This window comes from Sphingobium tyrosinilyticum, from assembly GCF_042654265.1.
GTDB lineage: Bacteria > Pseudomonadota > Alphaproteobacteria > Sphingomonadales > Sphingomonadaceae > Sphingobium > Sphingobium tyrosinilyticum.
Genome location: NZ_JBHSFZ010000064.1, coordinates 84,866 through 108,067 on the forward strand (window position 1 = coordinate 84,866; position 23,202 = coordinate 108,067).

Annotated in this window: 18 protein-coding genes; 6 read left to right on the forward strand and 12 right to left on the reverse strand. The window is 60.4% G+C overall.

Annotated features, from left to right (window positions below; genetic code table 11):
- Window positions 1-24: 24 nt before the first annotated feature.
- From ACFO3E_RS17895 to ACFO3E_RS17910, 4 genes are read right to left on the reverse strand one after another with little or no spacing between them, the layout of a single operon-like run.
- Window positions 25-741 carry an N-formylglutamate amidohydrolase gene (locus tag ACFO3E_RS17895; protein ID WP_066523751.1) on the reverse strand — a complete coding sequence of 239 codons (717 nt, stop codon included), beginning with the start codon at window positions 739-741 and terminating at the stop codon, window positions 25-27.
- On the reverse strand, window positions 738-1,607 hold the full coding sequence (locus tag ACFO3E_RS17900) for a 4-(cytidine 5'-diphospho)-2-C-methyl-D-erythritol kinase (protein WP_066523749.1): 870 nt from the start codon (window positions 1,605-1,607) through the stop codon (window positions 738-740). Before ACFO3E_RS17900 ends, ACFO3E_RS17895 begins: the two co-directional genes overlap by 4 nt.
- Window positions 1,594-3,225, reverse strand: a complete 1,632-nt coding sequence (locus ACFO3E_RS17905; protein ID WP_225870559.1) for a tetratricopeptide repeat protein — start codon at window positions 3,223-3,225, stop codon at window positions 1,594-1,596. Before ACFO3E_RS17905 ends, ACFO3E_RS17900 begins: the two co-directional genes overlap by 14 nt.
- A 16-nt stretch (window positions 3,226-3,241) precedes the next feature.
- Window positions 3,242-4,894, reverse strand: coding sequence for an electron transfer flavoprotein-ubiquinone oxidoreductase (locus tag ACFO3E_RS17910; RefSeq protein ID WP_066523747.1), 1,653 nt, complete (start codon window positions 4,892-4,894; stop codon window positions 3,242-3,244).
- A 129-nt stretch (window positions 4,895-5,023) separates the two neighbouring features.
- Between ACFO3E_RS17910 and ACFO3E_RS17915 the strand changes: the two genes are divergently transcribed.
- Genes ACFO3E_RS17915 through ACFO3E_RS17930 form a run of 4 tightly spaced genes read left to right on the forward strand, consistent with a single transcriptional unit; the run spans window position 5,024 to window position 9,169 of the window.
- Entirely contained in the window at window positions 5,024-5,746 is a 723-nt protein-coding gene (locus ACFO3E_RS17915; RefSeq protein WP_380806856.1) for a uracil-DNA glycosylase family protein, read from the forward strand.
- The gene (locus tag ACFO3E_RS17920) at window positions 5,743-7,530 is read left to right on the forward strand and encodes a lytic transglycosylase domain-containing protein (protein WP_066523743.1); all 1,788 of its coding nucleotides are present in this window, start codon (window positions 5,743-5,745) and stop codon (window positions 7,528-7,530) included. The genes ACFO3E_RS17915 and ACFO3E_RS17920 overlap by 4 nt, the downstream gene beginning before the upstream one ends.
- The gene (gene moaB, locus ACFO3E_RS17925) at window positions 7,530-8,057 is read left to right on the forward strand and encodes a molybdenum cofactor biosynthesis protein B (RefSeq protein ID WP_066523741.1); all 528 of its coding nucleotides are present in this window, start codon (window positions 7,530-7,532) and stop codon (window positions 8,055-8,057) included. Before ACFO3E_RS17920 ends, moaB begins: the two co-directional genes overlap by 1 nt.
- A 44-nt stretch (window positions 8,058-8,101) precedes the next feature.
- Window positions 8,102-9,169: a PA0069 family radical SAM protein gene (locus ACFO3E_RS17930; RefSeq protein ID WP_066523739.1), complete on the forward strand. Its 1,068-nt coding sequence runs from the start codon at window positions 8,102-8,104 to the stop codon at window positions 9,167-9,169.
- Between the two features lies 1 nt (window position 9,170).
- Here ACFO3E_RS17930 and dnaE read toward each other — a convergent pair whose 3' ends face one another.
- Window positions 9,171-12,713: a DNA polymerase III subunit alpha gene (gene dnaE / locus ACFO3E_RS17935; RefSeq protein ID WP_066523737.1), complete on the reverse strand. Its 3,543-nt coding sequence runs from the start codon at window positions 12,711-12,713 to the stop codon at window positions 9,171-9,173.
- Between the two features lie 190 nt (window positions 12,714-12,903).
- On the opposite strand from dnaE, the gene ACFO3E_RS17940 reads away from it, so the two are divergent.
- Window positions 12,904-14,712 carry a diguanylate cyclase gene (locus ACFO3E_RS17940; RefSeq protein ID WP_066523736.1) on the forward strand — a complete coding sequence of 603 codons (1,809 nt, stop codon included), beginning with the start codon at window positions 12,904-12,906 and terminating at the stop codon, window positions 14,710-14,712.
- Here ACFO3E_RS17940 and ACFO3E_RS17945 read toward each other — a convergent pair.
- Window positions 14,698-15,387, reverse strand: a complete 690-nt coding sequence (locus tag ACFO3E_RS17945; RefSeq protein WP_066523735.1) for an ABC transporter ATP-binding protein — start codon at window positions 15,385-15,387, stop codon at window positions 14,698-14,700. The two genes, ACFO3E_RS17940 and ACFO3E_RS17945, sit on opposite strands and share 15 nt — an antisense overlap.
- Window positions 15,380-16,630, reverse strand: coding sequence for a lipoprotein-releasing ABC transporter permease subunit (locus ACFO3E_RS17950; RefSeq protein WP_066523733.1), 1,251 nt, complete (start codon window positions 16,628-16,630; stop codon window positions 15,380-15,382). Before ACFO3E_RS17950 ends, ACFO3E_RS17945 begins: the two co-directional genes overlap by 8 nt.
- Before the next feature lie 455 nt (window positions 16,631-17,085).
- Here ACFO3E_RS17950 and ACFO3E_RS17955 point away from each other — a divergent pair, with 455 nt between their 5' ends.
- Window positions 17,086-17,550: an Hsp20 family protein gene (locus ACFO3E_RS17955; RefSeq protein WP_066528420.1), complete on the forward strand. Its 465-nt coding sequence runs from the start codon at window positions 17,086-17,088 to the stop codon at window positions 17,548-17,550.
- Window positions 17,551-17,611: 61 nt separating this feature from the next.
- Here ACFO3E_RS17955 and ACFO3E_RS17960 read toward each other — a convergent pair whose 3' ends face one another.
- From ACFO3E_RS17960 to ACFO3E_RS17980, 5 genes are all read right to left on the reverse strand, one after another.
- Window positions 17,612-19,540 (reverse strand): potassium transporter Kup, encoded by a 1,929-nt coding sequence (locus ACFO3E_RS17960; protein ID WP_066523728.1) that lies wholly within the window; start codon window positions 19,538-19,540, stop codon window positions 17,612-17,614.
- 141 nt (window positions 19,541-19,681) lie between these two features.
- Window positions 19,682-20,317 carry a tetratricopeptide repeat protein gene (locus tag ACFO3E_RS17965; protein ID WP_066523726.1) on the reverse strand — a complete coding sequence of 212 codons (636 nt, stop codon included), beginning with the start codon at window positions 20,315-20,317 and terminating at the stop codon, window positions 19,682-19,684.
- Window positions 20,314-20,724 (reverse strand): cytochrome c-type biogenesis protein, encoded by a 411-nt coding sequence (locus tag ACFO3E_RS17970; RefSeq protein ID WP_066523723.1) that lies wholly within the window; start codon window positions 20,722-20,724, stop codon window positions 20,314-20,316. Before ACFO3E_RS17970 ends, ACFO3E_RS17965 begins: the two co-directional genes overlap by 4 nt.
- Window positions 20,721-21,248 (reverse strand): redoxin family protein, encoded by a 528-nt coding sequence (locus ACFO3E_RS17975; protein ID WP_066528417.1) that lies wholly within the window; start codon window positions 21,246-21,248, stop codon window positions 20,721-20,723. Before ACFO3E_RS17975 ends, ACFO3E_RS17970 begins: the two co-directional genes overlap by 4 nt.
- Window positions 21,245-23,176, reverse strand: a complete 1,932-nt coding sequence (locus ACFO3E_RS17980) for a heme lyase CcmF/NrfE family subunit (RefSeq protein WP_066523722.1) — start codon at window positions 23,174-23,176, stop codon at window positions 21,245-21,247. The genes ACFO3E_RS17975 and ACFO3E_RS17980 overlap by 4 nt, the downstream gene beginning before the upstream one ends.
- Window positions 23,177-23,202 lie beyond the last annotated feature (26 nt).

The window sequence follows — 23,202 nt, forward strand, 5'->3', positions numbered from 1 at the left end:
GTCTCCTTTCCAAAAAGGGACGAGTCACGCAAGGCTATTGCGGCATTGTAGCACGATCGGGCCTATTATACTGGCGAAGCGGCGCTGCCCGTCGGCGTCCGCCACCAGATCCTGCCGCATCTCGATGCCGAGATAGGGGATACCGTTGGCTTCGGCATGGCGGTTCATCGTCGCATTGAGCAGCTTACCCGAATAGGGCAATTGATCGCCGACCAGCAGCCCCGCTTCCGACAGCAACGGAATGGCGATGCGGGCTGCGCGATCATCCCCATTATACAGGACGCCGATATCCCACGGGCGCTCGGCATGAGGATCGCTTGCTAGGCTGGGCGTAAAGCTATGCACCGACAGGATGAAGGGCGATGTCATACCGTCCAACAGCCGGCCGATCTGATGATGATAGGGATGGTGGAAGCGGATCATCCGCTCTGCCAGGTCCGCTTGGCGATTGCCGGGGATCACATGGCCATCGCTCATCACCGGAAGCAGGCCAGGTGCGTCATCCTCGCGGTTCAAATCAATGACCAGGCGGGACACGCCGCCCAAAATCGCCGTACATCCCAGTTGTTCAGCTAGTAGGCGGCTGACCTCCGCCACCCCGATATCCACGGCGATATGATTGGTCAGCAATGCGGCATCGATAGCCAGGTCGATATCGGCAGGCACATGGGCCGAAGCATGGTCGGCGATGATCAGCAGATCGAGCGCTCCGCAGTTGATCTGAGTGAAAGCCTCGCTCACGCTCCGCCTATCTCCGTTTCCATGATCCACCAATCCGGCCTCAGCGCGCAGAGGGCCATAGCCGCCGCGCCCCTGCTGGCCACCCCATCAAACAGCGCAAAGCAAGTCGCGCCAGATCCCGACATGCGCGCGAACCGGACTCCTGTTTGTTCTCTCAGCAGCGCCAATACTTCCGCTATTATCGGGGCCGCTTCGATCGCGGCAGGCTCCAGATCGTTGCGCCCTTTGGCGATGATATCTTCCAGCCCATGAGCATCCAGCGGACCTCGATCCTGCTGATCCCAACCCTGGAAGACCTGCGCCGTCGATAGTGCCACGCCCGGATTGACCAACAGCATCGGCATCCCTGCCAATCCTTGCACATCCCGCTGCTCCAGCAACTCACCCCGGCCGCGCACCATCTGCGGGACGCTGCTGACGCAAGCGGGAACGTCAGAGCCGAGCGCCAAGCCGAGCCGTTCCAACTCGGGAGTGGACAGCTGCGCATCCCACAGCCGGTTGAGCAGCCGCAACGCGGCTGCCGCATCCGCTGATCCTCCGCCGATGCCGGAGGCAACCGGCAAGCTCTTCGTCAACCTGATCGCGGCGCCTCGCTTTTCGCCTAATCGCTCCTGCAGCAGGCGAGCCGCCTTCATCACCAGATTGCCCTCGCCTGCCTCAAGCGCAGCCCCGAAGCGTCCGTCCAGCATCAAGCTGATGCTTCCGTCCTCCCTCGCCTCGCCAGTCAGCAAATCGCCATCACGCGCGAAAACGAAAAGGCTTTCCAGCGCGTGATAACCATCAGCCCGCCGCTCCCGGACATGCAGGGCAAGGTTCACCTTCGCATAGGCCGTTTCCACCAGCATGTCGGCGTCAAGGAGCGGCATGTTCAGGCTTCATCCCTTCTCTCGCCTTCGCGTTCAGGCGCGTGGCGGCGGGCCCCTCGGCGGAGACCGCAGCCGCCCGCCAGGCATAGCGCGCCTCATAACGGCGGCCTGCTGCCCACAGCGCGTCGCCCAGATGCTCGTTGATCGTAGCGTCAGCAGGCGCACCCTCTGCCGCACGCTCCAAGACTGGAAGAGCGGCTGCGACATCGCCGGTGATAAATTGCGCCCATCCAAGCGAATCCGTGATTGACGCGTCTTCGGGTTTGAGAGCGCTCGCCTTCTTCAACAACTCCAGCGCGGCGGCGACATTTTTCCGCCGCTCGACCTGAGCATAGCCCAAATAATTGAGCACCGCGGGCTCTTCTGGCGCGATTTTCGCAGCGCGCTCCAGCACTGCCCGCGCTTCATCCCAACGTCCCGCCTGCTCCAGCGCGCTCCCTTGAAACAGCAGCAATGCCCAAGGCACGGCGTCTGCCGGGAACCGTCCTTCCGCCTTTCGGAACGCGTCGGCGGCACCACCAAAATCCTTCGCCTGCGCAAGCAACTGCCCAAACCGTACCAACCTTTCGGAGTCCGCGCCCGGCGCTTCCGCCAGCGAGCGAGCGAGCACTATCGCCGCTGCTCGGTTCCCCGACGCGGCCAATGCATCGACCAGCGCTGCCTGGCCTAGCGAACCAAACCAGTCATCCGTCGCAACTTTCCGCGCTTCGGCCACGCCACGGTCGGCATAGCCCGCGTCGGTCAGCAACTGCGCCAGCGCCAACGCGCCATCCGCCCCTTCCGGGTTGGCGAAGCTCGCGATCCTGGCCAGCCTGATCCCTAGCAGACGCGTGCTATCGTCGGAGGAAATGTCCACCGCCAGCCGCACCAGCAGTCGCGCAAAGCCCTGCCGGGGCGCTAGCGGGCCGCTTGCCGTCCCACCGCTGCGGCCACGCGCCACATCGGCGCGCGCCCGCGCATAAGCAGCTTGGCCCTCTATCAGCAGCGCGATCGCCTCCGCCCTCGCGCCTCGCGCAGCCAACTGTCCGGCGAAAGTCAGTCGGAGCTCTGGCAAGTCCACGGTTCGTAACGCGAGCGCGCGATTGATCGCGGGACCAGCCTCCACCAACTTTCCGCGCCCTAGCGCCTGCAGCGCCACATGTTCATCGATATAGCGTCGGGCCAAGGACGCATAACGGTTGGCCGGATCAATCGCAGGCGGCGCGACCCTTCCCTCGCCCAGCGCAATCCAGCTGCGCACGATCGGTGCGAGGAACCCGAAATTCCCCTCGGCCGCCATCCGGTCGGTCACTTGCCGCGCCGCGCCCCAATCCTTGCGGATCAGCGCATCGCACAGGAATAGCAGCGTCCCGTCCCTGGGCAGCACGCCATTGCTGTCGAGCAACCTTGCCGACCGAATCGCCAGCGGCATGTCACCGCTGATCAGGCTATGTAGATAAGAGCGCCGGGCGACTTCAAGGCTAGCCGGTGCTGCAGCCTGCGCATCGCGATAGTTGCGCAGCGCAATCGCCGTCGCCCCATCGCTATCGGCCAGCCTTCCTCGCGCATAGGAATGCAGCGCGCTCGTTCGGTCCACCGATGCGCCAGCCGGAAAGACCGGCAGCATCGGCAGCAGCATGATCAGCAGCAGGCGCCTACATGTTGGGATAGTTCGGGCCTCCACCGCCTTCGGGCACGACCCAGTTGATGTTCTGCGTCGGATCCTTGATGTCGCACGTCTTGCAGTGGACGCAATTCTGCGCGTTAATCTGGAAACGAGGATTGCCTTCCTCCAGCCCAACCACTTCATAAACGCCCGCAGGACAATAGCGCTGCGCCGGTTCGTCATAAAGGGGCAGGTTGTAGCTGATCGGAATCGACGGATCCTTCAGCTGCAGGTGAACCGGCTGATCCTCCTCATGATTGGTGTTCGACAGGAAGACCGACGACAGCCTGTCGAAGCTGACGACTCCATCGGGCTTGGGATAATCGATCTTGTGGCCGATTTCCTTGGGCCAGATCTTCTCGCAATCCGGCTTGTGTTTCATCGTGAAGGGCAGGCCGATTTTCAGCGTGCGCATCCACATATCGACGCCCGCGAGCAGCGTGCCGATCGTGTTGCCGAACTTGGCGAGCAACGGCTCGGCATTCTTGACCAGCGTCAGTTCGTCAGCGACCCAACTGGAACGCAGGCGTGCGTCGTAATCGTCCAGCACATCGCGCGCGCGCTCATTCTGGATGGCCTCAAACGCTGCCTCGGCGGCAAGCATGCCCGACTTCATAGCGGTATGCGTGCCCTTGATGCGCGGCACATTGACGAAGCCCGCCGAGCAGCCGATCAGCGCGCCGCCGGGGAAAACCAGCTTCGGGACTGATTGCCAGCCACCCTCGTTGATCGCGCGTGCGCCGTAGGACACGCGGCGGCCGCCTTCCAGATATTCACGGATCGCCGGGTGCTGCTTCCAGCGCTGGAATTCCTCGAACGGGTAAAGATAGGGATTGCGGTAGCCAAGGCCCACGACGAAGCCCAAGGCCACTTGCCCATTGGCCTGGTGGTAAAGAAACCCGCCGCCATAGGCATCCGTCAGCGGCCAGCCCTGCGTGTGGATAACGAGGCCCGGCTTGTGCTTGGCGGGATCGATGTCCCACAATTCCTTCATGCCCAGACCGTACACCTGAGGCTCGCAATCCTTGTCCAGATCGAACTGGCGCTTCAGGATCTTGGTCAGGTGCCCGCGCGCACCTTCGGCGAAGAAGGTGTATTTGGCGTGCAGTTCCAGGCCCGGCTGATAGTCCGGCTTGCGATTGCCTTCGCGATCGATGCCCATGTCCCCGGTCGCGACACCCTTCACCGACCCATCCTCATTGTAGAGGATTTCGGCGGCGGCAAAGCCCGGGAAGATCTCGACCCCCAGTCCTTCGGCCTGCTCGGCCAGCCAGCGGCAGAGATTGCCGAGCGACCCGGTGTAGGTGCCCTTGTTATGCATCCAGCGCGGCGTCGAAATATGCGGCACGGGCAGCTTTCCGCGCTTCGTCAGGAACCAGTGCTGATTGTCGCGGACCGGAACATCTGCCAGCGAACAGCCCATGTCGCGCCAGTCAGGCAACAGTTCGTCCAGCGCCTTGGGATCGATGACCGCGCCCGACAGGATATGGGCGCCGATTTCCGAGCCCTTCTCCAGAACGCACACGGCCAATTCCTGCCCTGCGTCATTGGCCAGTTGCTTCAGCCTGATCGCCGCGGACAGCCCCGCCGGTCCCCCGCCGACGATGACGATGTCATAGGGCATCGATTCCCGTTCGCTCATAGTCCCTCCATCGCGGCGCACCGGATGGTTTCCCTCTCCTGTCCGGCTGCCGCATTACTCAAACGATTTACCACTCGCTGCCGATGAAGATTCTTGACCTCGGCGTCAACCTCTGGCCCTAGAAGATCGATGCGGGGATTAATGCAGGAAGACATGGCGGCCGCCGCCAACGCCTATCTGGCGTGGTGGGATATGGCAGGCGTCGATTGTGCGATCGATGAGGCAGCCGTGAACTGGCTGCGCCCGGCGGCAATCAGTCTCTCGCCTTCGCCTCCTACGGCAGTGCCTGCAGAGGCAAGACCCGCCACACTCGAAGAATTTAGAATATGGCTCGCCCAGTCCCCCGACCAGCCTGAACGCCGCTGGCCCGGCGTGCCGATCCTGCCGGAAGGGCAAACCAAATCGCCGCTGATGGTGATCACCGACATGCCGGACCCTGCGGATATGGAAGCGGGATCATTGCTCGCGGATCGCGCTGGCCGCCTGTTCGACGCGATGCTGGCCGCGATCGGCCTTTCACGCGACAATATCTGTCTCGCGTCGCTCTTCTCCTCCCGCCCGCCAGGCGGCATGGTGGAGGCGGCGGACCTCAGCATCGCGGCGGACCGCATGCGCACCCTTGTTTCGCTCGCTACGCCCGATCGACTGTTGATTATGGGCGACAGGACGATCCGCACCTTCCTTCCTGTCCAAGACAAGGCTGGAATGGATAATTTACACTTTTTTAACCATGATGGCGGCATTGTGCCTGCCCTTGCCACTTTCCATCCGCGGCTGTTGCTGGGACAACCTGCGGCGAAGGTGGAAAGTTGGAGGACTTTGCAACGCCTGGTCGAGGAAATGCATAAGTGATTCGCGCCCTTACACGATCATCCATCCTCGCCCTCGCCGCCGTTGGCGCAGCCGCCGCCCTGCCCGTCCAAGCGGATACGACCACCTTTCCCGCCGCCTTGACCCCCGGCGCACGATCGCCACTCCAGATCGATGACGCAGACAAGGCGCGGTATAATGCCATTTTCGCCGCCCTGTCGGGTCAGCAATGGCCGGAAGCCAAGGCGATGATCCTGGCGCTCGATCCGCAGGACCCTGTCCGGTCCGTCGCCCTCTCGGACCTTTATGTTGCGAAGGATTCCCCGCGCGTAGAGCTGTTCGACCTTCTGGAACTCATCAACAAGTCGGCCTGGCTGCCCAGCGCCGATCAGCTTTCGCGTATGGCGCAAAAGCGCGGTGCGACCATCCTGCCTATCCTGCCCCAGGTGCAGAAGATGGTCTGGCTCGGCTCCGCGCCCCGCCGCGAATATGTCTCCACTACCAAGACCGATCTGGCTGCTCAGGCGCTGGTTGGGCAGATGACCCCCTTCATCAAAAATGATGATCCTGCCGGCGCCGAAATGCTTCTTGCGACAGGTGAGATGGGCCTGACTCCTGAGGGCCTGACCGAGGTGCGCCAGCGTGTCGCCTGGACCTATTATATCGAAAGCGATGACGCGAACGCCCGCCGCATGGCCGCCAAGGCGCTCGAAACGCGCGCGGGCGGCGATTGGTCGGTACAGGCGCACTGGACGACCGGCCTCGCCGCATGGCGTCAGAATGATTGCACCGCCGCTGCGCCTGCTTTCGCCAATGTCGCCGCCATGGCCGGAAATGCCGACATGCGCGCCGCAGGCGCCTATTGGGCCGCCCGCGCCTATATGGTTTGCGGACAGGCCGAAAAGGTCGAAGCTCTGCTGAAGACCGCAGCCCGTTCAGACGAAACTTTCTATGGTCTGCTCGCCCGCGAGACGCTCGGGATGCCGGTCGGTGGCGTCAAGGTCACGTCGCGCTTCGGCTCGGCTGACTGGCAGCAGTTGAAGGACAGCCCCAATGTTCGCGCCGCCGTCGCTATGGCCGCCATCGGCCAGACAGCAAAGGCCGATCAGTTTATAAGGCATCAGGCCCGCATCGGTGGGGCAGGTCAATATGATGCACTGCTCAAGCTGGCGAACGCGCTGAACATGCCCGCAACCCAGCTTTGGCTCGCCCATAATGGCCCTGCAGGCAAGCAACCCGGCAGCTTCGCTCGCTTTCCTGCACCTGATTGGCGTCCGGACGGTGGCTGGCGCGTCGATCCGGCGCTGATCTACGCCCATACGCTTCAGGAATCGGGTTTTCGCAGCGATGTGGTTAGCAGCGCAGGCGCACGCGGGCTGATGCAGGTTCTACCCGGCACCGGTAGCGACATGGGACTTGCGTCCCCCGCACAGCTTTTCGTGCCCTCGACCAACATGGAATATGGCCAGCGCTATCTGGAAAATCTCCGCAACATGAGCGCGACCGGCGGGCTGCTGCCCAAGGTCATGGCCGCCTATAATGCTGGGCCGCTTCCGGTCGAACGGTGGAACAGCGAAGTGAAGGACAATGGCGACCCGCTGCTCTTCATCGAATCGCTGCCCTATTATGAAACTCGGGCCTATGTGAACACCGTGATGCGCAACTACTGGATGTATCAGATCCAGGCGAAGGGCAGCGCCGAATGCCTTACCGGCATGGCGCAGGGCATGTGGCCCGCCTTCCCCACCGCCAAGGGCGTGCGCATGGTCCGCCTGACGCAAAAGGGGAATTTGGCGGCGCCTAGCATTGCTGGCGGCTCCGACTGATGCCGATTGATGAAGGCCGGCCATTTTTGCCGGTACGCATCGCGCTTCTCACTGTGTCAGACACCCGCGGCCTGGCGGAAGACCGATCGGGCGACATACTCGCTGAACGGATAAAAAGCGCCGGTCACATATTGGCTACGCGCCACATCGAACGGGATGACTGCTCGGCGATCGTTGCGCGCCTTCACAGCTGGATCGACGACCCGCAGATCGACTGCGTCATCACAACCGGAGGCACCGGGGTCACAGGGCGGGACGTGACGCCAGAAGCGCTTGCACAGGTACAGGACAAAGAAATCCCCGGCTTCGGCGAGCTGTTCCGCTGGCTCAGCTATCAGACCATCGGCACCTCCACCATCCAGTCCCGCGCCACCGCCTGCGTTGCGCGCGGCACCTATATATTCGCGCTTCCCGGATCGACCGGCGCAGTCAAGGATGCGTGGGACGGCATCCTCTCCAGCCAGCTCGACAGCCGCTTTCGTCCCTGTAATTTCGTCGAACTGATGCCCCGTCTGATGGAGCGTTGATACAGCGCACTTGCACGTGCGTTCTCTTTATGTTCTAATCCCTCATGGCTACGGAGAAGGGACGAGGCGCAACGCTGAACGGCGAAAGCCGCCGGTTCAATCTTGCCGAACATATCGCGGACGGCGACTGGCTCGATGCACTGGAACTGGTCGATGGCGCAAAGCCGCGCCGCCGAACAGAAGTAACCGTAGAGCGTCCGCGGACCATCATCAGCCGCAACAAGTCCCCCGACCTCTCCTTCACACAATCTATCAACGCCTATCGGGGCTGCGAGCATGGCTGCATCTACTGCTTTGCTCGGCCCACCCACGCCTATCACGACCTGTCGCCTGGGTTGGATTTTGAAACACGATTGTTCGCGAAGCCCGATGCGCCGGCTCTGCTGAGAGCAGAACTGTCAAAGCCATCATATAATGTCTCTCCCATCGCCATGGGAACGAACACCGATCCCTATCAGCCGATAGAAAAAGATTGGAAGATTACGCGACAATGCATTGAAATACTTGTAGAATGTGGCCACCCTCTCTTCATAACGACGAAGTCAGACCGGGTCCTGCGCGACATCGACCTGCTTACCCGATTGGCCCGCGATCGCCTTGTCGCGGTCATGGTGTCGGTCACCACATTGGACCCGAAAGTTGCGCGCACCTTGGAACCACGCGCCGCCCATCCCCTCCGGCGCGTCGAGGCCATCCGCCAGTTGGCATCCGCAGGCGTTCCCGTTGTCGCCAGCATATCGCCGATCATTCCAGCGATCACTGATCACGAGATCGAATCCATTATCGAAACGGTCGCCTCAGCCGGCGCCCGCGACGCCACGTTCATTCCTATCCGCCTCCCCCACGAAGTCGCCCCCCTCTTCCGCGCCTGGCTACAGGAACATTACCCCGACAGATCCGCGCGTATCATGCATATCCTTCATGAAATCAGGGGTGGTCGCGATAATGATCCGAATTTCGGCACCCGAATGCGCGGTCAAGGAGTCTGGGCCGACCTGATCCGAACGCGCTTCATCAAAGCACGGAAGCGAGCAGGTTTCTCCGGCGAGCGACTAACTCTCCGAACCGACCTGTTCCGCCGCCCGCAAGGGCGACAGCTTCAACTTTTTTGATTTAAGCGGTAGCCGCAACAAGCCTGAACCCGGACCGCCGGCTGCGCGCGCGATAGCCGTCTGCTTTCGGTTCCATCCGCTCGAAGCGATGGATAACGATGCCAGGGATCAGTGCGATGGCGTCCACCTGGTCGGCGCCAATCAGATAATCATCCCCCACAAACAACCGCGCCGCCTTGCCTCCGGCGATCGGCGCGCGCAAAAATACCTCGCTCCGCCCGCCCTTGGCGTTCAGCAGCAATTCGGCCAACGCCTCGACGGCGGCAGTGTCCTGAGCGTCAACGACTAGTTCCATGCGCGAGGCACTGGCAAGCTGGTGAAACTGCTCAACGCTTCGTATCGTAACCCGGGGGTTTTCCTCGCCTGGCATGCGATCCAGTTCCACCATCAGCAATGCGCAGTCACCTTCGCGCGCCATCGCCTCGATCGCCTTGCAAGCGTCTTCCTCAAAGCAGCTAGCCTGAAACTGACCGCTGCTATCCGAGAAGGTCGCCGCAGCGTAGCGCGCACCGCGCCGAGTTTCCCGCCAACGTACTTCCTCGACCATTGCGGCCATGACCGCATTGGCGCGCCCACCCTCTGCGACCGGCTCGGAACAGATGGCTCCATAGCTTTTTGCCCCCCGCGCTTCAGCCAGATGCCGATAACGATCAACCGGGTGGGCCGAGAAATAGAAGCCGAACGCATCCTTCTCCTGCGCCATGCGGTCAGCTGTTGACCAGGTCTGGTGCGGCGGAATGCGGACATCGGCATGCGGCGTTTCCACATCGCCAAACAAACCGCCCTGTCCGCTCTCCCGCGCCTCGGCGGCGCTGGCGGCGACGCTCAGGATCATATCTGCTGCAGCATGAACGCCTGCCCTGTCGGCGTGAATGCCGTCAAATGCTCCTGCCGCAGCCAAGCTTTCAAGCTGTCGGCGGTTGAGCAGGCGTGGTTCGATCCTGTCCGCAAAATCGTCGAGCGACTTGAATGGTCCTCCAGCGTCTCGTTCAGCAACGAGCTGCTCCATCGCCTTTTCGCCCACGCCCTTGAGCCCACCCAAGGCATAGCGCACCGCGAAACCCAACCGGTTATCCTCTCCGTCATGCTCGACCGGCTCTACGGAAAAATCGGCAAGGCTGCGATTGATGTCAGGCGCAAGACAGCTAAGACCCATACGCCGCATGTCGTCAACGAAGACGGTCAGCTTGTCCGTCAAATGTATGTCAAAGGCCATCGAGGCGGCATAAAATTCAGCCGGATAATGCGCCTTAAGCCATGCCGTCTGGTAGGCGAGTAGTGCATAGGCTGCCGCGTGCGACTTGTTGAAGCCGTAGCCTGCAAATTTATCGATCAAGTCGAACAGTTCGTTGGCTTTGGCGGCCGGAATGTCGCTCTTTGCGCAGCCATCGACAAACCGCGCCCTCTGCGCGTCCATTTCCGCCTTGATCTTCTTGCCCATCGCGCGGCGGAGAAGGTCGGCGTCCCCCAGCGAATAGCCCGCCAGGATCTGCGCTGCCTGCATCACCTGTTCCTGATAGACGAAGATGCCGTAGGTTTCTTCGAGGATCGGCTTCAGCAGAATATGGGGATATTCAATCTCTTCCTGCCCGTTTTTACGACGGCCGAACATAGGAATATTGTCCATCGGACCGGGCCGGTACAGCGAAACGAGCGCAATGATGTCGCCGAAATTGGTCGGACGAACGGCGGCAAGCGTCTTGCGCATGCCTTCCGATTCCAACTGAAACACGCCAACCGTGTCGCCACGCTGGAGCAATTCATAAACCGCCGGGTCGTCCCAACCCAGGCTGCTGAGATCAACCTCAACGCCGCGCCCCGCGAGCAGTTGGACCGCTTTCTGCAGGACTGACAAGGTTTTAAGGCCGAGAAAGTCAAATTTTACGAGGCCAGCGCCCTCGACATATTTCATGTCGAATTGCGTCACGGGCATGTCCGAGCGCGGGTCGCGATAGAGAGGCACGAGCTGCGACAGCGGACGATCGCCAATCACCACACCCGCGGCGTGTGTCGAGCTATGGCGGGGGAAGCCCTCCAGCTTCATGGCATAATCGATCAGGCGCTTCACCTGAGCGTCATTGTCATATTCGGCCTTGAACTCGACAACGCCGTTCAGCGATCGTTCCAGCGTCCAGGGATCCGTCGGATGGTTTGGCACCAGCTTGGCGAGGCGATCGACTTGGCCATAGCTCATTTGTAGCACGCGACCTGTGTCCTTCAGCACCGCTCGCGCCTTCAGCTTACCGAAGGTGATGATCTGAGCGACATGATCCACGCCATATTTCTGCTGAACATAGCGGATCACCTCGCCCCGCCGCGTTTCGCAGAAGTCGATGTCGAAGTCGGGCATGGAGACGCGCTCGGGATTGAGAAAGCGCTCAAACAGAAGCCCCAGTTGCAGCGGATCGAGATCGGTGATCGTCAGCGCCCAGGCGACGACAGAACCTGCGCCAGAACCGCGGCCGGGTCCCACGGGTATGTCTTGTTCCTTGGCCCATTTAATGAAATCGGCAACGATCAGGAAGTAGCCGGGGAAGCCCATCTGTATGATAATATCGGTCTCGAATTGGAGCCGATCGAAATAGGGTTTGCGGGCTTCGTCATCGACAATAGCCGCCTTTGCCAAACGCGCCTCAAGTCCTTCCACCGCCTGTTCACGCAACATCTTTGCTTCGCCTTCGATGTCACCAGCTAGGCTTGGCAGGATGGGCTTACGTTTTGGCGCGGCCACGGCGCATCGTTGCGCAACCAGAAGCGTGTTTGCGAGGGCCTCGGGAAGATCCTCGAACAGCCGCTTCATTTCCGCCGCCGGCTTCATCCATGCATCGGGCGAACTGGTCCGGCGGTCGGGCGTTTCGACATAAGCGCCGTCTGCAATGCAGAGCATGACGTCATGCGCCTGGTGGAAGTGGGGCTCGGCAAAGCAGGTTGGATTGGTGGCGACCAGCGGCAATTCACGGCTGTAGGCAAGGTCCAGCAGTTCGGCCTCTGCTTTCCCTTCAATGGGGTCCAGCCTGCGGCAAATCTCAACATACAGCCGGTCGGGGAAAAGCGCCTCCAGCCCAGTGGCATAATCCAGCGCCGCGGCGGGCTGATCCTCCGCGAACAAGCGAGCGAGCGCCCCTTCGGCACCTGCCGTAAGGGCAATCAGGCCATCCGTCCGGCCTTCCAGCGCGTCGAGCGAGACATGCGGAACTTCTTCAACCGGGCGATCGAGGTGAGCAAGCGAGACCAGCTCGCAAAGATTGTCATATCCAATCTGGTCCTGAGCGTAGAGCGCGATCCAATCATGCACCGGAGCCGCATTAGCGGGGCGTCCCGGCCGCAAGATGCCGACCATCGCACCGATGATCGGCTGAACCCCTTCGCTCTTGCAGGCGTCCGAAAAGGCCATCGAGCCATAGAGCCCGTTACGGTCAGTGATCGCCGCCGCAGGAAAGCCCAGGGCCCGCGCCTGTTTCGCGATCTTCTTGGGCTCGATCGCACCTTCCAACATGGTGAAAGAGGAAAAAATGCGGAGAGGGACGAAACCGGCATGAGGCATGGCGCAGTGATAGGCCGCACAGGCGATTCGACGCCAGCCCTTCCTGCGGAATGCTGTGGATAAGCGCTGGTGACGCTGCCGCTAATCTCAGCGCTCCGGGCCTTTCGGCCGGTGTGGTTCGATCGCCGTTTTGGATTGGCTTTTCATGCCATTAAACAATCTCCAACTTCTCACGCCTAGGTGACGGCGTATGCGTTTATCGACGATCACCAACTGGGCTTATGGGGCAACCGTACTGCTGACACTTGCCTCCGGCACGACAATGCTGATGGCGTCGGGCGCGGAGAGGGTTGAACGCGCAGCCGTTGAGCAAAGGGCGCGTTTCGATCAGCTGACCGCCACTCTCCTCGAAGATAGTTATCGGCAGACCGAACAGGCGAGGACCTTTTCTATAACGGCCGATCCGACTCATGTGATCGCCTACCGCCGCGAGAAAGCGGCGCTTCGTTCCATCGAGCATCGCATCAGACTGTTGCAGGATGCCGGCGCAACGGAAGGCGAACTTGCCGCGCTCCGCGATGCTCTGCATTGGGCAGACGCACTCACCGACGAACAGGAAGCCGCGATACGCGCCGTCACGGATGGCAATCGAGACGCCGCGCGGACCATCTTGTTCGGTGATGAGTATGGCCGGGAACTGGACCGTATTGCGGCTCAGATCGGCAAATTCCAGTATATGCTCGATCAACGTACCGAGGCCGCGATCGCCCGCGCTACTGCAACCGCCCGTCAGTGGCGAACTATGTCTGAAATCATGCTGGGCGCTACTGCACTGCTCTTTCTCTGTGTTCTCTATTTCATTCTCAAACAGCGCATTTTGCACCCGGTGGTTCGCCTGAGCGATGTGGTGACGCGCTTGGCCGCCCAGGACTTCGCCGCCATTCCACCCGAATTTTCCCATGTCGATGAGATTGGCGACATGGCTCAGGCCATCCGTATTTTCCGCGAGAATGGATTGGAACGGCAGAGGCTGGAAAAGGAGCGGGACGCGGATCGGATCATGCGGGACCTTCTGTCGCGAATGACGCAGCGGCTTCAGGGGTGTGACAGTAGTTCCGATCTTGTCGATGTGGTCCGGTGGTTCGCTCCTGAAATCGCACCGGGTTTCGCCGGACGGCTCTATATTCATGATGCCCGCCGCAATGCCATGCGCCAGGCATGTGACTGGCTATCGCCCGTCCAATCGAAAGAAGAATTTCCCCCTTCCGCCTGTTGGGCGTTGCGTCGCGGTCAAATCCATCGCCCTGCCGGCAACATGATCGACATCCCCTGTGATCATCTGGGGGAACCGTCTGGCGTCGGGACCATATGCATCCCCTTGTCGGCGCAGGGCGAAACCATCGGCCTGCTCTATTTCGAAAAGCCCGAAAACATCATTGCCGATCAGATTGAGAGAACCGAAAAATATCTGGAGATGCTGGCCGAAAATATCGGCTTGGCGCTTGCCAACCTGCGGCTTCGTGATGCATTGCGCGAGATGGCCATGGTGGACGTGCTCACGGGTCTGGCGAACCGGCGGCGCTTCGACATGACGATCGAGGAAGAGGTTTCGCTCAGCAGCCGTAACCATTCTCCCCTCGCATGTCTCATGGCGGATATCGATCATTTCAAACGCTTCAATGACGCACATGGGCATGACGCAGGAGATGCGGTGCTGAAGGCTGTAGGCGGAGTGCTGGATGAAGCACTCCGTGAAGACGGCTATGCCTTTCGCTTGGGAGGCGAAGAATTCGTGCTGCTAATGCCGGGCTTCTCCCTAGATCAGGCTTTCGCCCGTGCGCAGCAGGTTCAAAATCGCATTCAGAAATTACGCGTGGAATATGGGCACCAAGAGCTTGGCCCAATAACCGCATCCTTCGGTCTCGCGGTATATCCGGACCATGGCCAGCCTAAAACGTTGGTTCAGACCGCCGACGCGGCTCTCCTTCGAGCGAAGGCGCAGGGACGCGATCAGATTGTGGTAGCTACAGTTCGCGATGAAATGTCAGCGCGGGTCTGACGCCTCTTCCAGGAAGCCCTCATGCAGCCGCACCACGCGGTCCATTTTTTCCGCAAGCCGTTCGTTATGGGTGGCGACCAAGGCCGCCGATCCTTCCTCCCGCACAAGCCGCAGAAACTCTGCAAGAACGATGTCGGCGGTCCGCTCGTCCAGATTGCCTGTAGGCTCATCGGCCAGAATAAGAGCTGGCCTGTTGGCCAAGGCTCTGGCGACAGCGACGCGCTGCTGCTCGCCACCGGAAAGCTGGCTTGGCCGATGATCAAGGCGGTGGCCAAGGCCAAGTGACGTAAGAAGCGACTCCGCCCTCAAGCGCGCCTTATTCATGTCCGTGTCGCGGATGACCTGCGGCAGAATGACGTTCTCCGCAGCATTGAAGTCTGGCAGCAGGTGATGAAATTGATAGACGAACCCCAGCGCGTCCCTGCGCAACCGGGTTCGGCCGTCATTGTCGAGGCGCGCCGCCTCCTGACCATCGATGCGTATCGATCCGTCAAAGCCGCCTTCAAGCAGCCCGACAGCCTGTAGAAGCGTCGATTTTCCCGAACCTGATGGGCCGAGGAGCGCGACGATCTCCCCTTCACCCACCGTCAGATCGACGCCGCGCAAAACCTCGATTGTCACCCCACCCTGGGTGAAGCTACGTTTAAGGCCCGCGACCTTCAGAATATCATTCATAACGCAGCACCTGGACGGGATCAGTATTGGCAGCCTTGAAGGCAGGATAAAGCGTTGCCAGGAAACTGAAGATCAAAGCCATAAGGCATATGATCGAGATTTCGATCGGGTCAGGCTTGGCGGGCAATTCGGTCAAGAAACGGATCGAGGGATCCCACAGATTCTGCCCAGTAAGGAACTGGATCGCGTTCACGACGCTCTGGCGGAAGAAGAGGAATGTGAAGCCCAGCACCATTCCCGCCGCCATCCCAAGCGAACCAATAGTTACACCAACGGTCATGAAGATTTTGACCAGTCCGGCGCGGCTAGCGCCCATTGTTCGCAGGATCGCAATGTCCCGTGTCTTCGCCCGCACCAGCATGATAAGTGAGGACAGGATGTTGAAAACCGCGACAAGGACGATGATCGAAAGCACCACGAACATGGCGACACGCTCGACGGCTAACGCCTCGAACAAGGAAGCGTTCATCTGGCGCCAGTCCGTCACGACGGCGCGACCAGCTACTTTGCCTGCCAAAGGCTGCAATATTGCGCCCACCTGATCTGCATCGACCGTTTCCACCTCGATCATGCCAACAACATCGCCCAGCAACAACAAGGTCTGCGCGTCCTCCATTGGCATAACGACGAAGGCCTTGTCATAATCATAAACGCCGACTTCGAAGATCGCCGCCACTTGGTAAGAAACCTGCCGGGGGACCGTGCCGAACGGCGTCGATCTGCCAGCCGGGTTGATGATCGTGATACTATCGCCAAGCCGGAGCCCGAGATTTTCAGCCAATCGCGATCCAATGCCAACCTTGCCGCCATTAGCTGTCAGGTCATCCAAGCTTCCGGCAAGCACCTTGGCTTTCAGCGTTGAATTGTTGCGGATGTCCTTCACCGTCATGCCGCGGACCAGCACAGCCTCCACACGGCCCTGGAAGCTGCCGAGAAGCGGCTGTTCGATCAACGGTGTTGCGCTTGTCACACCCGGCGTCGCCTGCGCTTCCTTTAGGATGGACCGCCAGTCCGGCAGCCTCCCGCCATAGCCCTGGACGACGGCATGGCCGTTCAGGCCAACAATCTTGTCGAACAATTCCGCCCGAAATCCATTCATGACGCTCATCACGATGATGAGAGCCGCAACCCCCAGCATCACGGCTGCCAAGCTGATCCCTGCTACCAGGAAGATGAATCCTTCGCCTTTGCCAGGCAGCAGATAGCGCTTGGCGATCATACGTTCGTATCGAGATAAGATCATGATGGCGCAGACGGCCTTTTACGTGGGACTAAGTCCTGCCCGTCTAGCAGGGTCTCATCCAACGGCAAGCGTTGCGGATTGTTGCACCTCAGCCACAGGGTCGGAGGGAAAAGTTTCCGCTGCGGAAATAGGCCGTGACAGCAGCCTGCTGGAGCCATAGCAAAGTCAGCGAAGCACAGGTTAATGGCCGTGGTTCAGGGATACTGCATCCCGCTTCGAGCTTAGGGGGCTAAGAAGCGGTCGAGGCAGGCCAAGGGGGAGACGAGCAATCGTCCATTAGTGCCCGGATCGTGGGAACGCGGTCCGGGCACTTTTGATTCCGCTCTCGTCCACTTGAATCCGTCTTCATTCCAACCATATCAACGACGCTCGGCCGCCTTATGGGGCCAAGCACCGTATCGCCGGATGCCTTTTCGGGTTCGGCACGTTCATTTTGCTCTGATGGAGATTATGACATGCGTGGTTTTGATCTTACCCCCTATCGTCGCTCAACCGTCGGCTTTGACCGTCTTTTCGACCTGATCGAAAATAACGCTCGGTTGCAGCAGGGCGACAACTATCCTCCTTTCAATATCGAGCGCCTTTCGGAGGATCGCTACCGTGTAACGCTGGCAGTGGCCGGTTTCCGTCCTGACGAAATCGACATTACCGCTCAGCAGAACTTGCTCCAAGTTGTTGGACGCAAAGACGACAGCGCTAGCTCGGACCGTTCCAAATTCCTGCATGTGGGTATCGCCAATCGCAGCTTTGAACGGCGCTTTGAGTTGGCTGACTTTGTGCGGGTGGAAAAGGCCGATCTTGCGGATGGCTTGCTGATAGTTGATCTGGTCCGCGAAATCCCGGAAGCCATGAAACCCAAGAAGATCGCGATCAATGGCGGTCAGCTTGTGGAGATCAGCAGCGATCGCGACGCCGCCTGATTGCTTGATATTGAAAGACGAAATCGGGGCGCGGTCAGTGGGCCGCGCCCTTTTTTGCAAGTCAAATTTCGACTTGGCTCCCCAACTCCACCACGCGATTCGTCGGCAAGCGGAAAAATTCCATCGCGCTTTCCGCGTTACGCAGCATCCAGGCGAAGATCTTTTCCCGCCACAGCGGCATGCCAGGCTTGGCAGAAGGCAGCAGAGTCTGGCGCGCCAGGAAGAAGCTGGTTTCCATCATCCTGAATGCTTGACCGCAGCCGGTAACATTCTTGAGCGCAGCGGGCACATCTGGCTCCTGCATGAAGCCATATTGCAGGATCAGACGGAAGAATCCTCTGCCTAGGTCCTCCAGCTTGCAGCGGCCGTCCTCTTCGACGACCGGCACATCCCGGATTTTTACGGTCAACAGAATCACGCGCTCATGCAGCACCTTGTTGTGCTTCAGGTTATGGAGCAGCGCATGGGGCACACCGTTCGAGGTTGACGTCATGAACACCGCAGTGCCGGGTACGCGCACCGCACTATTGGCGGCCGAAGCGACGAACACCGGGATCGGCATGGCAGCCTCGCGAAGCCGATCCTGAACCAACCGGCGCCCGCGTGACCATGTCGTCAGCAAGGTGAAAACCACAAAGCCGATCAAGAGCGGGAACCAGCCACCGTCCGGAACCTTCGTAAAATTCGCGGCGAGGTAAGCTCCATCGACAAGGAAGAAGACGGCCAGCAATGGCGCGGAATAATACCAGCGCCATTTCCACAGCCGATAGAGCAGCACCGTCAGGAGCAAATTGTCGATGAACATGGCGCCGGTCACCGCGATGCCGTAGGCAGCGGTCAGGTTTGACGATGTCTGGAACACCAGAACGAGCAGGATTACCATCACCATCAGTCCCCAGTTTATCAGGGGAATGTAAATCTGGCCTGCCGTCGAAGCGCTGGTATGAGCGATGCGCAGGCGCGGCATGAAGCCCAGTTGGATCGCCTGCTGAGTGACCGAAAATGCGCCTGATATCACCGCTTGGCTGGCGATGATCGCTGCCAAGGTGGCAAGAGCGATAAGCGGCAGTTGCGCCCATTGTGGAGCCAGATGATAGAAGGGACTGTGTAGCGCTGCGGCGCCCTCACGGAACAGCAAGGCCCCCTGCCCCATATAGTTCATCATTAGGGCTGGCAGCACGAAGGAAAGCCAGGACACGCGTATGGGGCTGCGGCCGAAATGCCCCATATCCGCATAAAGCGCTTCGGCGCCCGTAACAGCAAGCACGACTGCGCCTAGCGCTAGGAAAGCGGGCAAAGGGTCAGTCACAAAAAACATGACGGCCCAATAAGGGTTGAAGGCGTAGAGAATCCCAGGCGTCTTAATGATGCTGATAACGCCGAGCGTCGCGATCGTGACGAAATAGATCAGCATGATCGGGCCGAAAAGCGACGCCACGCGGGTGGTGCCCAGACCCTGTATCCAGAACAGGCCCACAAGAATTATGACTGCTGCAGGAAGGATGGCGGGGGCGAGCGCTGAATTATAAACGGCTAGCCCTTCGACAGCCGACAAAACCGACACTGCCGGGGTGATCATGGAATCGCCGTAGAAGAGCGATGTTGCAAAAACGCCGAGTAGGACGATGCCACGAGACCAACGCTGCGTCTTCGTCTGACCGTTGATCAGCGCGAGGAGAGCAAGGCTGCCTCCCTCTCCCTTGTTATCGGCACGCATGATGATGGTGACATATTTCAGTGTCACTACCAACATCATCGACCAGAACATCAGGCTGATCACGCCCAGAATATGGTCCGGGTCTAGCGCGAGGTGATGATGCCCAGCGAAGGTTTCGCGGAAAGCGTAGAGCGGGCTGGTGCCGATGTCGCCGAACACAATCCCGATTGCGCCGACGACGAGCTTCAGGGTCGCCTTCTGTCCCGCATGGCTGTGTCCTTGGCCGTCTTCCTCATCAGCATGCGTTGCACCGCTCACCAATTGATCAGCCATGAAGGAAACGCCGAATGGTCATGATCGTCCGACACCCGAGCCAAGGCAGCCTGCGAGATTGTCTCGCTCGCCCCCGAAAAACGCCGCGCCCTATCACGCCTGATTGAGCAGCGCAAATGATGGAGCACTGTTTCAAGGCGCTTACTGCGGACCCGCAGCCAACATCGCGTCGATACGCGCGATATTGAGGTCCAGTTCCGCCTTGATCTTCGATCCTTCCGGCGCGCTCGCAGCCAAAGGCGCCCAAAGCTCTTTGGCCGCTTGCAGCTGGCCTGCCCGAACGAGGGCCAGTCCGTAGAAGTAGCGGGGCGCAGGCGCCTCGGGATCGATCGCCATAGCCCGGCGATATGCAAAGTCCGCACCGGGCGACACAACTCCATCAGCATGGGCCACAAGCGCGTTCCCTAGCCCTAACCAGAGGTTCGCGTCATTCGGCGACTGCTTCAATCCGGCGCGTAGTACATTCGCCGCTTCTTTAGTCTTGCCCTGTCTGCCAAGTCCGTCTGAAAGCATGAGCCACTGGCCCGCTTGGCCGTAGCGTTCCGCCATGCCGCGACGCTGCTCGGCAAGTTGCTCGTCGAACTGTAAGGCCTTGGCGGCGCCGGCTTCTTTCGGTGCCCCAGCCAATCCGGGATTCCCTTGCCAAGCATAGCCGGCAAGGCCCAGCAGCAACGCAGCTGCCGTGATTTCCCATGCCGAGCGAGGAATCCGGCCAACGGCAACCAACGCCGCCATCAGGACGATCGACAGTCCTACCGCGATGATCCATCCCGTCATGACCGCTTTCCTCGCTTGATACGGCCACGCAGCAACAGCAGGCCAAGGCCGATCAGCAGCAATGGTGCGCCCCACAAAGGCCACAGGACGGGATCAGCGGTGGGCTCATAGCTTACCCAATCGCCGTAGCGCTCGATCAGCCATGTCCGAATATGTTCGGGTTCTTCGCCAGCCATTATCCGCTCCCTGATCTGGGAACGCATATCTCCTGCAAGGCTCGCATTGCTGTCAGCGATCGACTGACTCTGACAGGTGAGGCAGCGAATGGTCTCCATCAAAGCTTTCGCCTTGCGCTCAAGCGCGGGATCGCTGATCTGCCGATCGGCATAAGGGGCAGGTGGAAGCGCCGACTGCGCCGATACCGCCGTGCTGAATAGCAACGCGAACAAGGCCAGCAACGTCTTCATCGTGTATCCCTCAGGCGCTGCAAGATCATCGGCAGGTCGTCGGCGCGTATGTCGCCTATATGCTGATAAGCAATTCGCCCCCTGCCATCGATGATGAAACTCTCCGGAACGCCGGACGAGCCGATCGCGATCTGGACACTGCTGCGCGCATCCAGTCCGATGCGCGAATAGGGATTGCCGTAACGCTGCAGAAAACGATCGACATCCGGTCGTGCGTCGCGGATCGCGATGGCGTCGATTTCCACTCCCGCCTCTTTCAGCGCCATGAGCTGCGGCGCCTCGGCGGCGCAGGGGACGCACCAACTGGCGAATATGTTCAGGAGGCGGGGCCTTCCTGTCGCCAACTGCGTACTCGCCAGTGGGGGCCGATCACTTGCTGCCGCTGGCAAAGTGAAAACCGGAAGCGTCTTGCCGACTAGTTTCGACGTGATGACCCTATCGTCGGGTTTGAGGAGGCCACTCGCGAACAATATGAAAAAACCCGCAAAGAGCGCGAGGGGTAGCCAGATCAGCAGCTTCCTCATGCCGTGGCGGCCCTTCCCCGCCACTTGATAAGCCAGCCCCGCCGCTCACGGCCCAGCAATGCCAATGCACCGCCCAGGGCGATCAATCCTCCACCCAGCCAAATGAGCGTCACGAAGGGTTTCCACCATATACGAAGCTGCCAGCGGCCCTGATCCGCCTCCTGACCCAGAACGACATAGAGTTGGCCATTCCAGCGCGTGAGGAGGGCCGCTTCAGTCGTGGTGGTCGGCGGCGATGCGAAGAAGCGCGATTGAGGATGCAATATCACGGGCGGTCCGCCATTGCGGCTGACCTCCATGTCCGCCTGCAAGGCTGTCCAATTATCCCCAGCTATCGGCGAAATCTGAAGGAGGCGCAGCTTCCAATCGGCCGCTTCGACGATGTCACCGGGTCGCACGGCCGCAAGCTTCTCTACCGTGAAGGCGGAATCACTCGCCATGCCAGCAAGGCTGACGGCACATCCTAAATGTGCGATCACCATGCCCCAGGTAAAAATGGGGGTGCGACGCAGATTTCGCTTCCACAGGGGCGCGACACTTGCTGCGCCTACCGCCAAGGCGATGACCAGCCCAAGGAAAGGCAGGACGCCAATCCTTCCCCAGACGAGCATCGCTAGGCCGGCAACAACGAGCAAGGCGATCACTGCAGGGGCGATCAGGCGGCGGGACACCTCTCCGAACCGGTCCCGGCGCCAGCGCGTAAGAGGCCCCGCCGCCATGACGATCATCAGGATGAGGGCAACCGGCCCGGCGATCCGATCGAAATAGGGGGCGCCCACAGACACTTTATGCCCGAAAGCTTCGGTCAACAGCGGATAGAGAGTGCCGATGAGGACAAGGCCGAGAATGACCGAAAGCAGCAAATTATTGACAACCAACATCGTCTCGCGGCTGACGAGCTCAAAAGGCGCACCTTCTCGAACGGCACCGACGCGCCAACCGAACAGCGCGAGCGCCCCACCGATATAGACACCAAGCAGCACAAGAATGAAGGTGCCACGCTCCGGATCGACGGCGAATGCATGAACGCTGGTCAATATGCCCGACCTGACGAGGAAGGTCCCGACCATCGACATGGAGAAGGCGATCACAGCCAGCATCACGGTCCAGGCCCTGAGCGCGTCGCGGGTCGCGAGAACCGTCACACTATGCAGCAGCGCCGTGGCGGCAAGCCAAGGCATTAGCGAGGCGTTTTCCACAGGGTCCCAGAACCACCAGCCGCCCCAGCCTAGCTCATAATAAGCCCAGTAGCTCCCCGCAGTGATCCCTAACGTCAGGAGTATCCAGGCAGCCAGCACCCAAGGCCGCATGGCGCGCGCGAAAGCCGCATCTACCTGCCGCGTGAGCAAAGCCCCAATGGCAAAAGAGAACGCGACGGAGAGGCCGACATAGCCAAGATATAGAGTGGGCGGGTGGAAGGCAAGACCGGGGTCTTGCAGGAGTGGATTGAGCCCCTGACCGTCCGCCGCCGGCGGATTGATCCGGGCGAACGGATTGGAGGCGAATAGCAGGAAAGCATAGAAGCCGAGGCTGATAGCGGCCTGTCCGCCGAGCGTCGCCATATGCGTCTCGCGTCGCAGCGCCCGCTCAAATAAGGCCACAGCCGCACCAGCGACCCCCATGACGGTCACCCAGAGCAGCATCGACCCTTCGTGGTTGCCCCAGGTTCCCGCGAACTTATAGAGCCAAGGCTTCATCGAATGGCTGTTGGTGGCAACCAGCAACACCGACATGTCGGACCGCATGAAGAGCGTAATCAACGACACAAATGCGATTGCGGTCAGCAAACCCTGCGCGACAGCTATGGGACGGACGGCCCCTAATAGCTCCGGCTTGTCTCCAGCAAGGCCAAGACCCGACAACATCAATTGAAGCAGCGCCAGCGCGGCGGCCAACCATAGCGCGGCTAAGCCGGCTTCCGCGATCATGCGCCCTCCCCGAATATTTCCCGATT

Coding starts and splice junctions, on each gene's coding strand:
- ACFO3E_RS17900 (WP_066523749.1), bottom strand. CDS start 1,607: ATGCCGCTCCTTGACGCCGACATGCTGGTGGAAACGGCCTATGCGAAG.
- ACFO3E_RS17905 (WP_225870559.1), bottom strand. CDS start 3,225: ATGCTGCTGCCGATGCTGCCGGTCTTTCCGGCTGGCGCATCGGTGGAC.
- ACFO3E_RS17910 (WP_066523747.1), bottom strand. CDS start 4,894: ATGAGCGAACGGGAATCGATGCCCTATGACATCGTCATCGTCGGCGGG.
- ACFO3E_RS17915 (WP_380806856.1), top strand. CDS start 5,024: ATGCGGGGATTAATGCAGGAAGACATGGCGGCCGCCGCCAACGCCTAT.
- moaB (WP_066523741.1), top strand. CDS start 7,530: ATGCCGATTGATGAAGGCCGGCCATTTTTGCCGGTACGCATCGCGCTT.
- ACFO3E_RS17930 (WP_066523739.1), top strand. CDS start 8,102: ATGGCTACGGAGAAGGGACGAGGCGCAACGCTGAACGGCGAAAGCCGC.
- dnaE (WP_066523737.1), bottom strand. CDS start 12,713: ATGCCTCATGCCGGTTTCGTCCCTCTCCGCATTTTTTCCTCTTTCACC.
- ACFO3E_RS17940 (WP_066523736.1), top strand. CDS start 12,904: ATGCGTTTATCGACGATCACCAACTGGGCTTATGGGGCAACCGTACTG.
- ACFO3E_RS17945 (WP_066523735.1), bottom strand. CDS start 15,387: ATGAATGATATTCTGAAGGTCGCGGGCCTTAAACGTAGCTTCACCCAG.
- ACFO3E_RS17950 (WP_066523733.1), bottom strand. CDS start 16,630: ATGATCTTATCTCGATACGAACGTATGATCGCCAAGCGCTATCTGCTG.
- ACFO3E_RS17955 (WP_066528420.1), top strand. CDS start 17,086: ATGCGTGGTTTTGATCTTACCCCCTATCGTCGCTCAACCGTCGGCTTT.
- ACFO3E_RS17960 (WP_066523728.1), bottom strand. CDS start 19,540: ATGGCTGATCAATTGGTGAGCGGTGCAACGCATGCTGATGAGGAAGAC.
- ACFO3E_RS17965 (WP_066523726.1), bottom strand. CDS start 20,317: ATGACGGGATGGATCATCGCGGTAGGACTGTCGATCGTCCTGATGGCG.
- ACFO3E_RS17970 (WP_066523723.1), bottom strand. CDS start 20,724: ATGAAGACGTTGCTGGCCTTGTTCGCGTTGCTATTCAGCACGGCGGTA.
- ACFO3E_RS17975 (WP_066528417.1), bottom strand. CDS start 21,248: ATGAGGAAGCTGCTGATCTGGCTACCCCTCGCGCTCTTTGCGGGTTTT.
- ACFO3E_RS17980 (WP_066523722.1), bottom strand. CDS start 23,176: ATGATCGCGGAAGCCGGCTTAGCCGCGCTATGGTTGGCCGCCGCGCTG.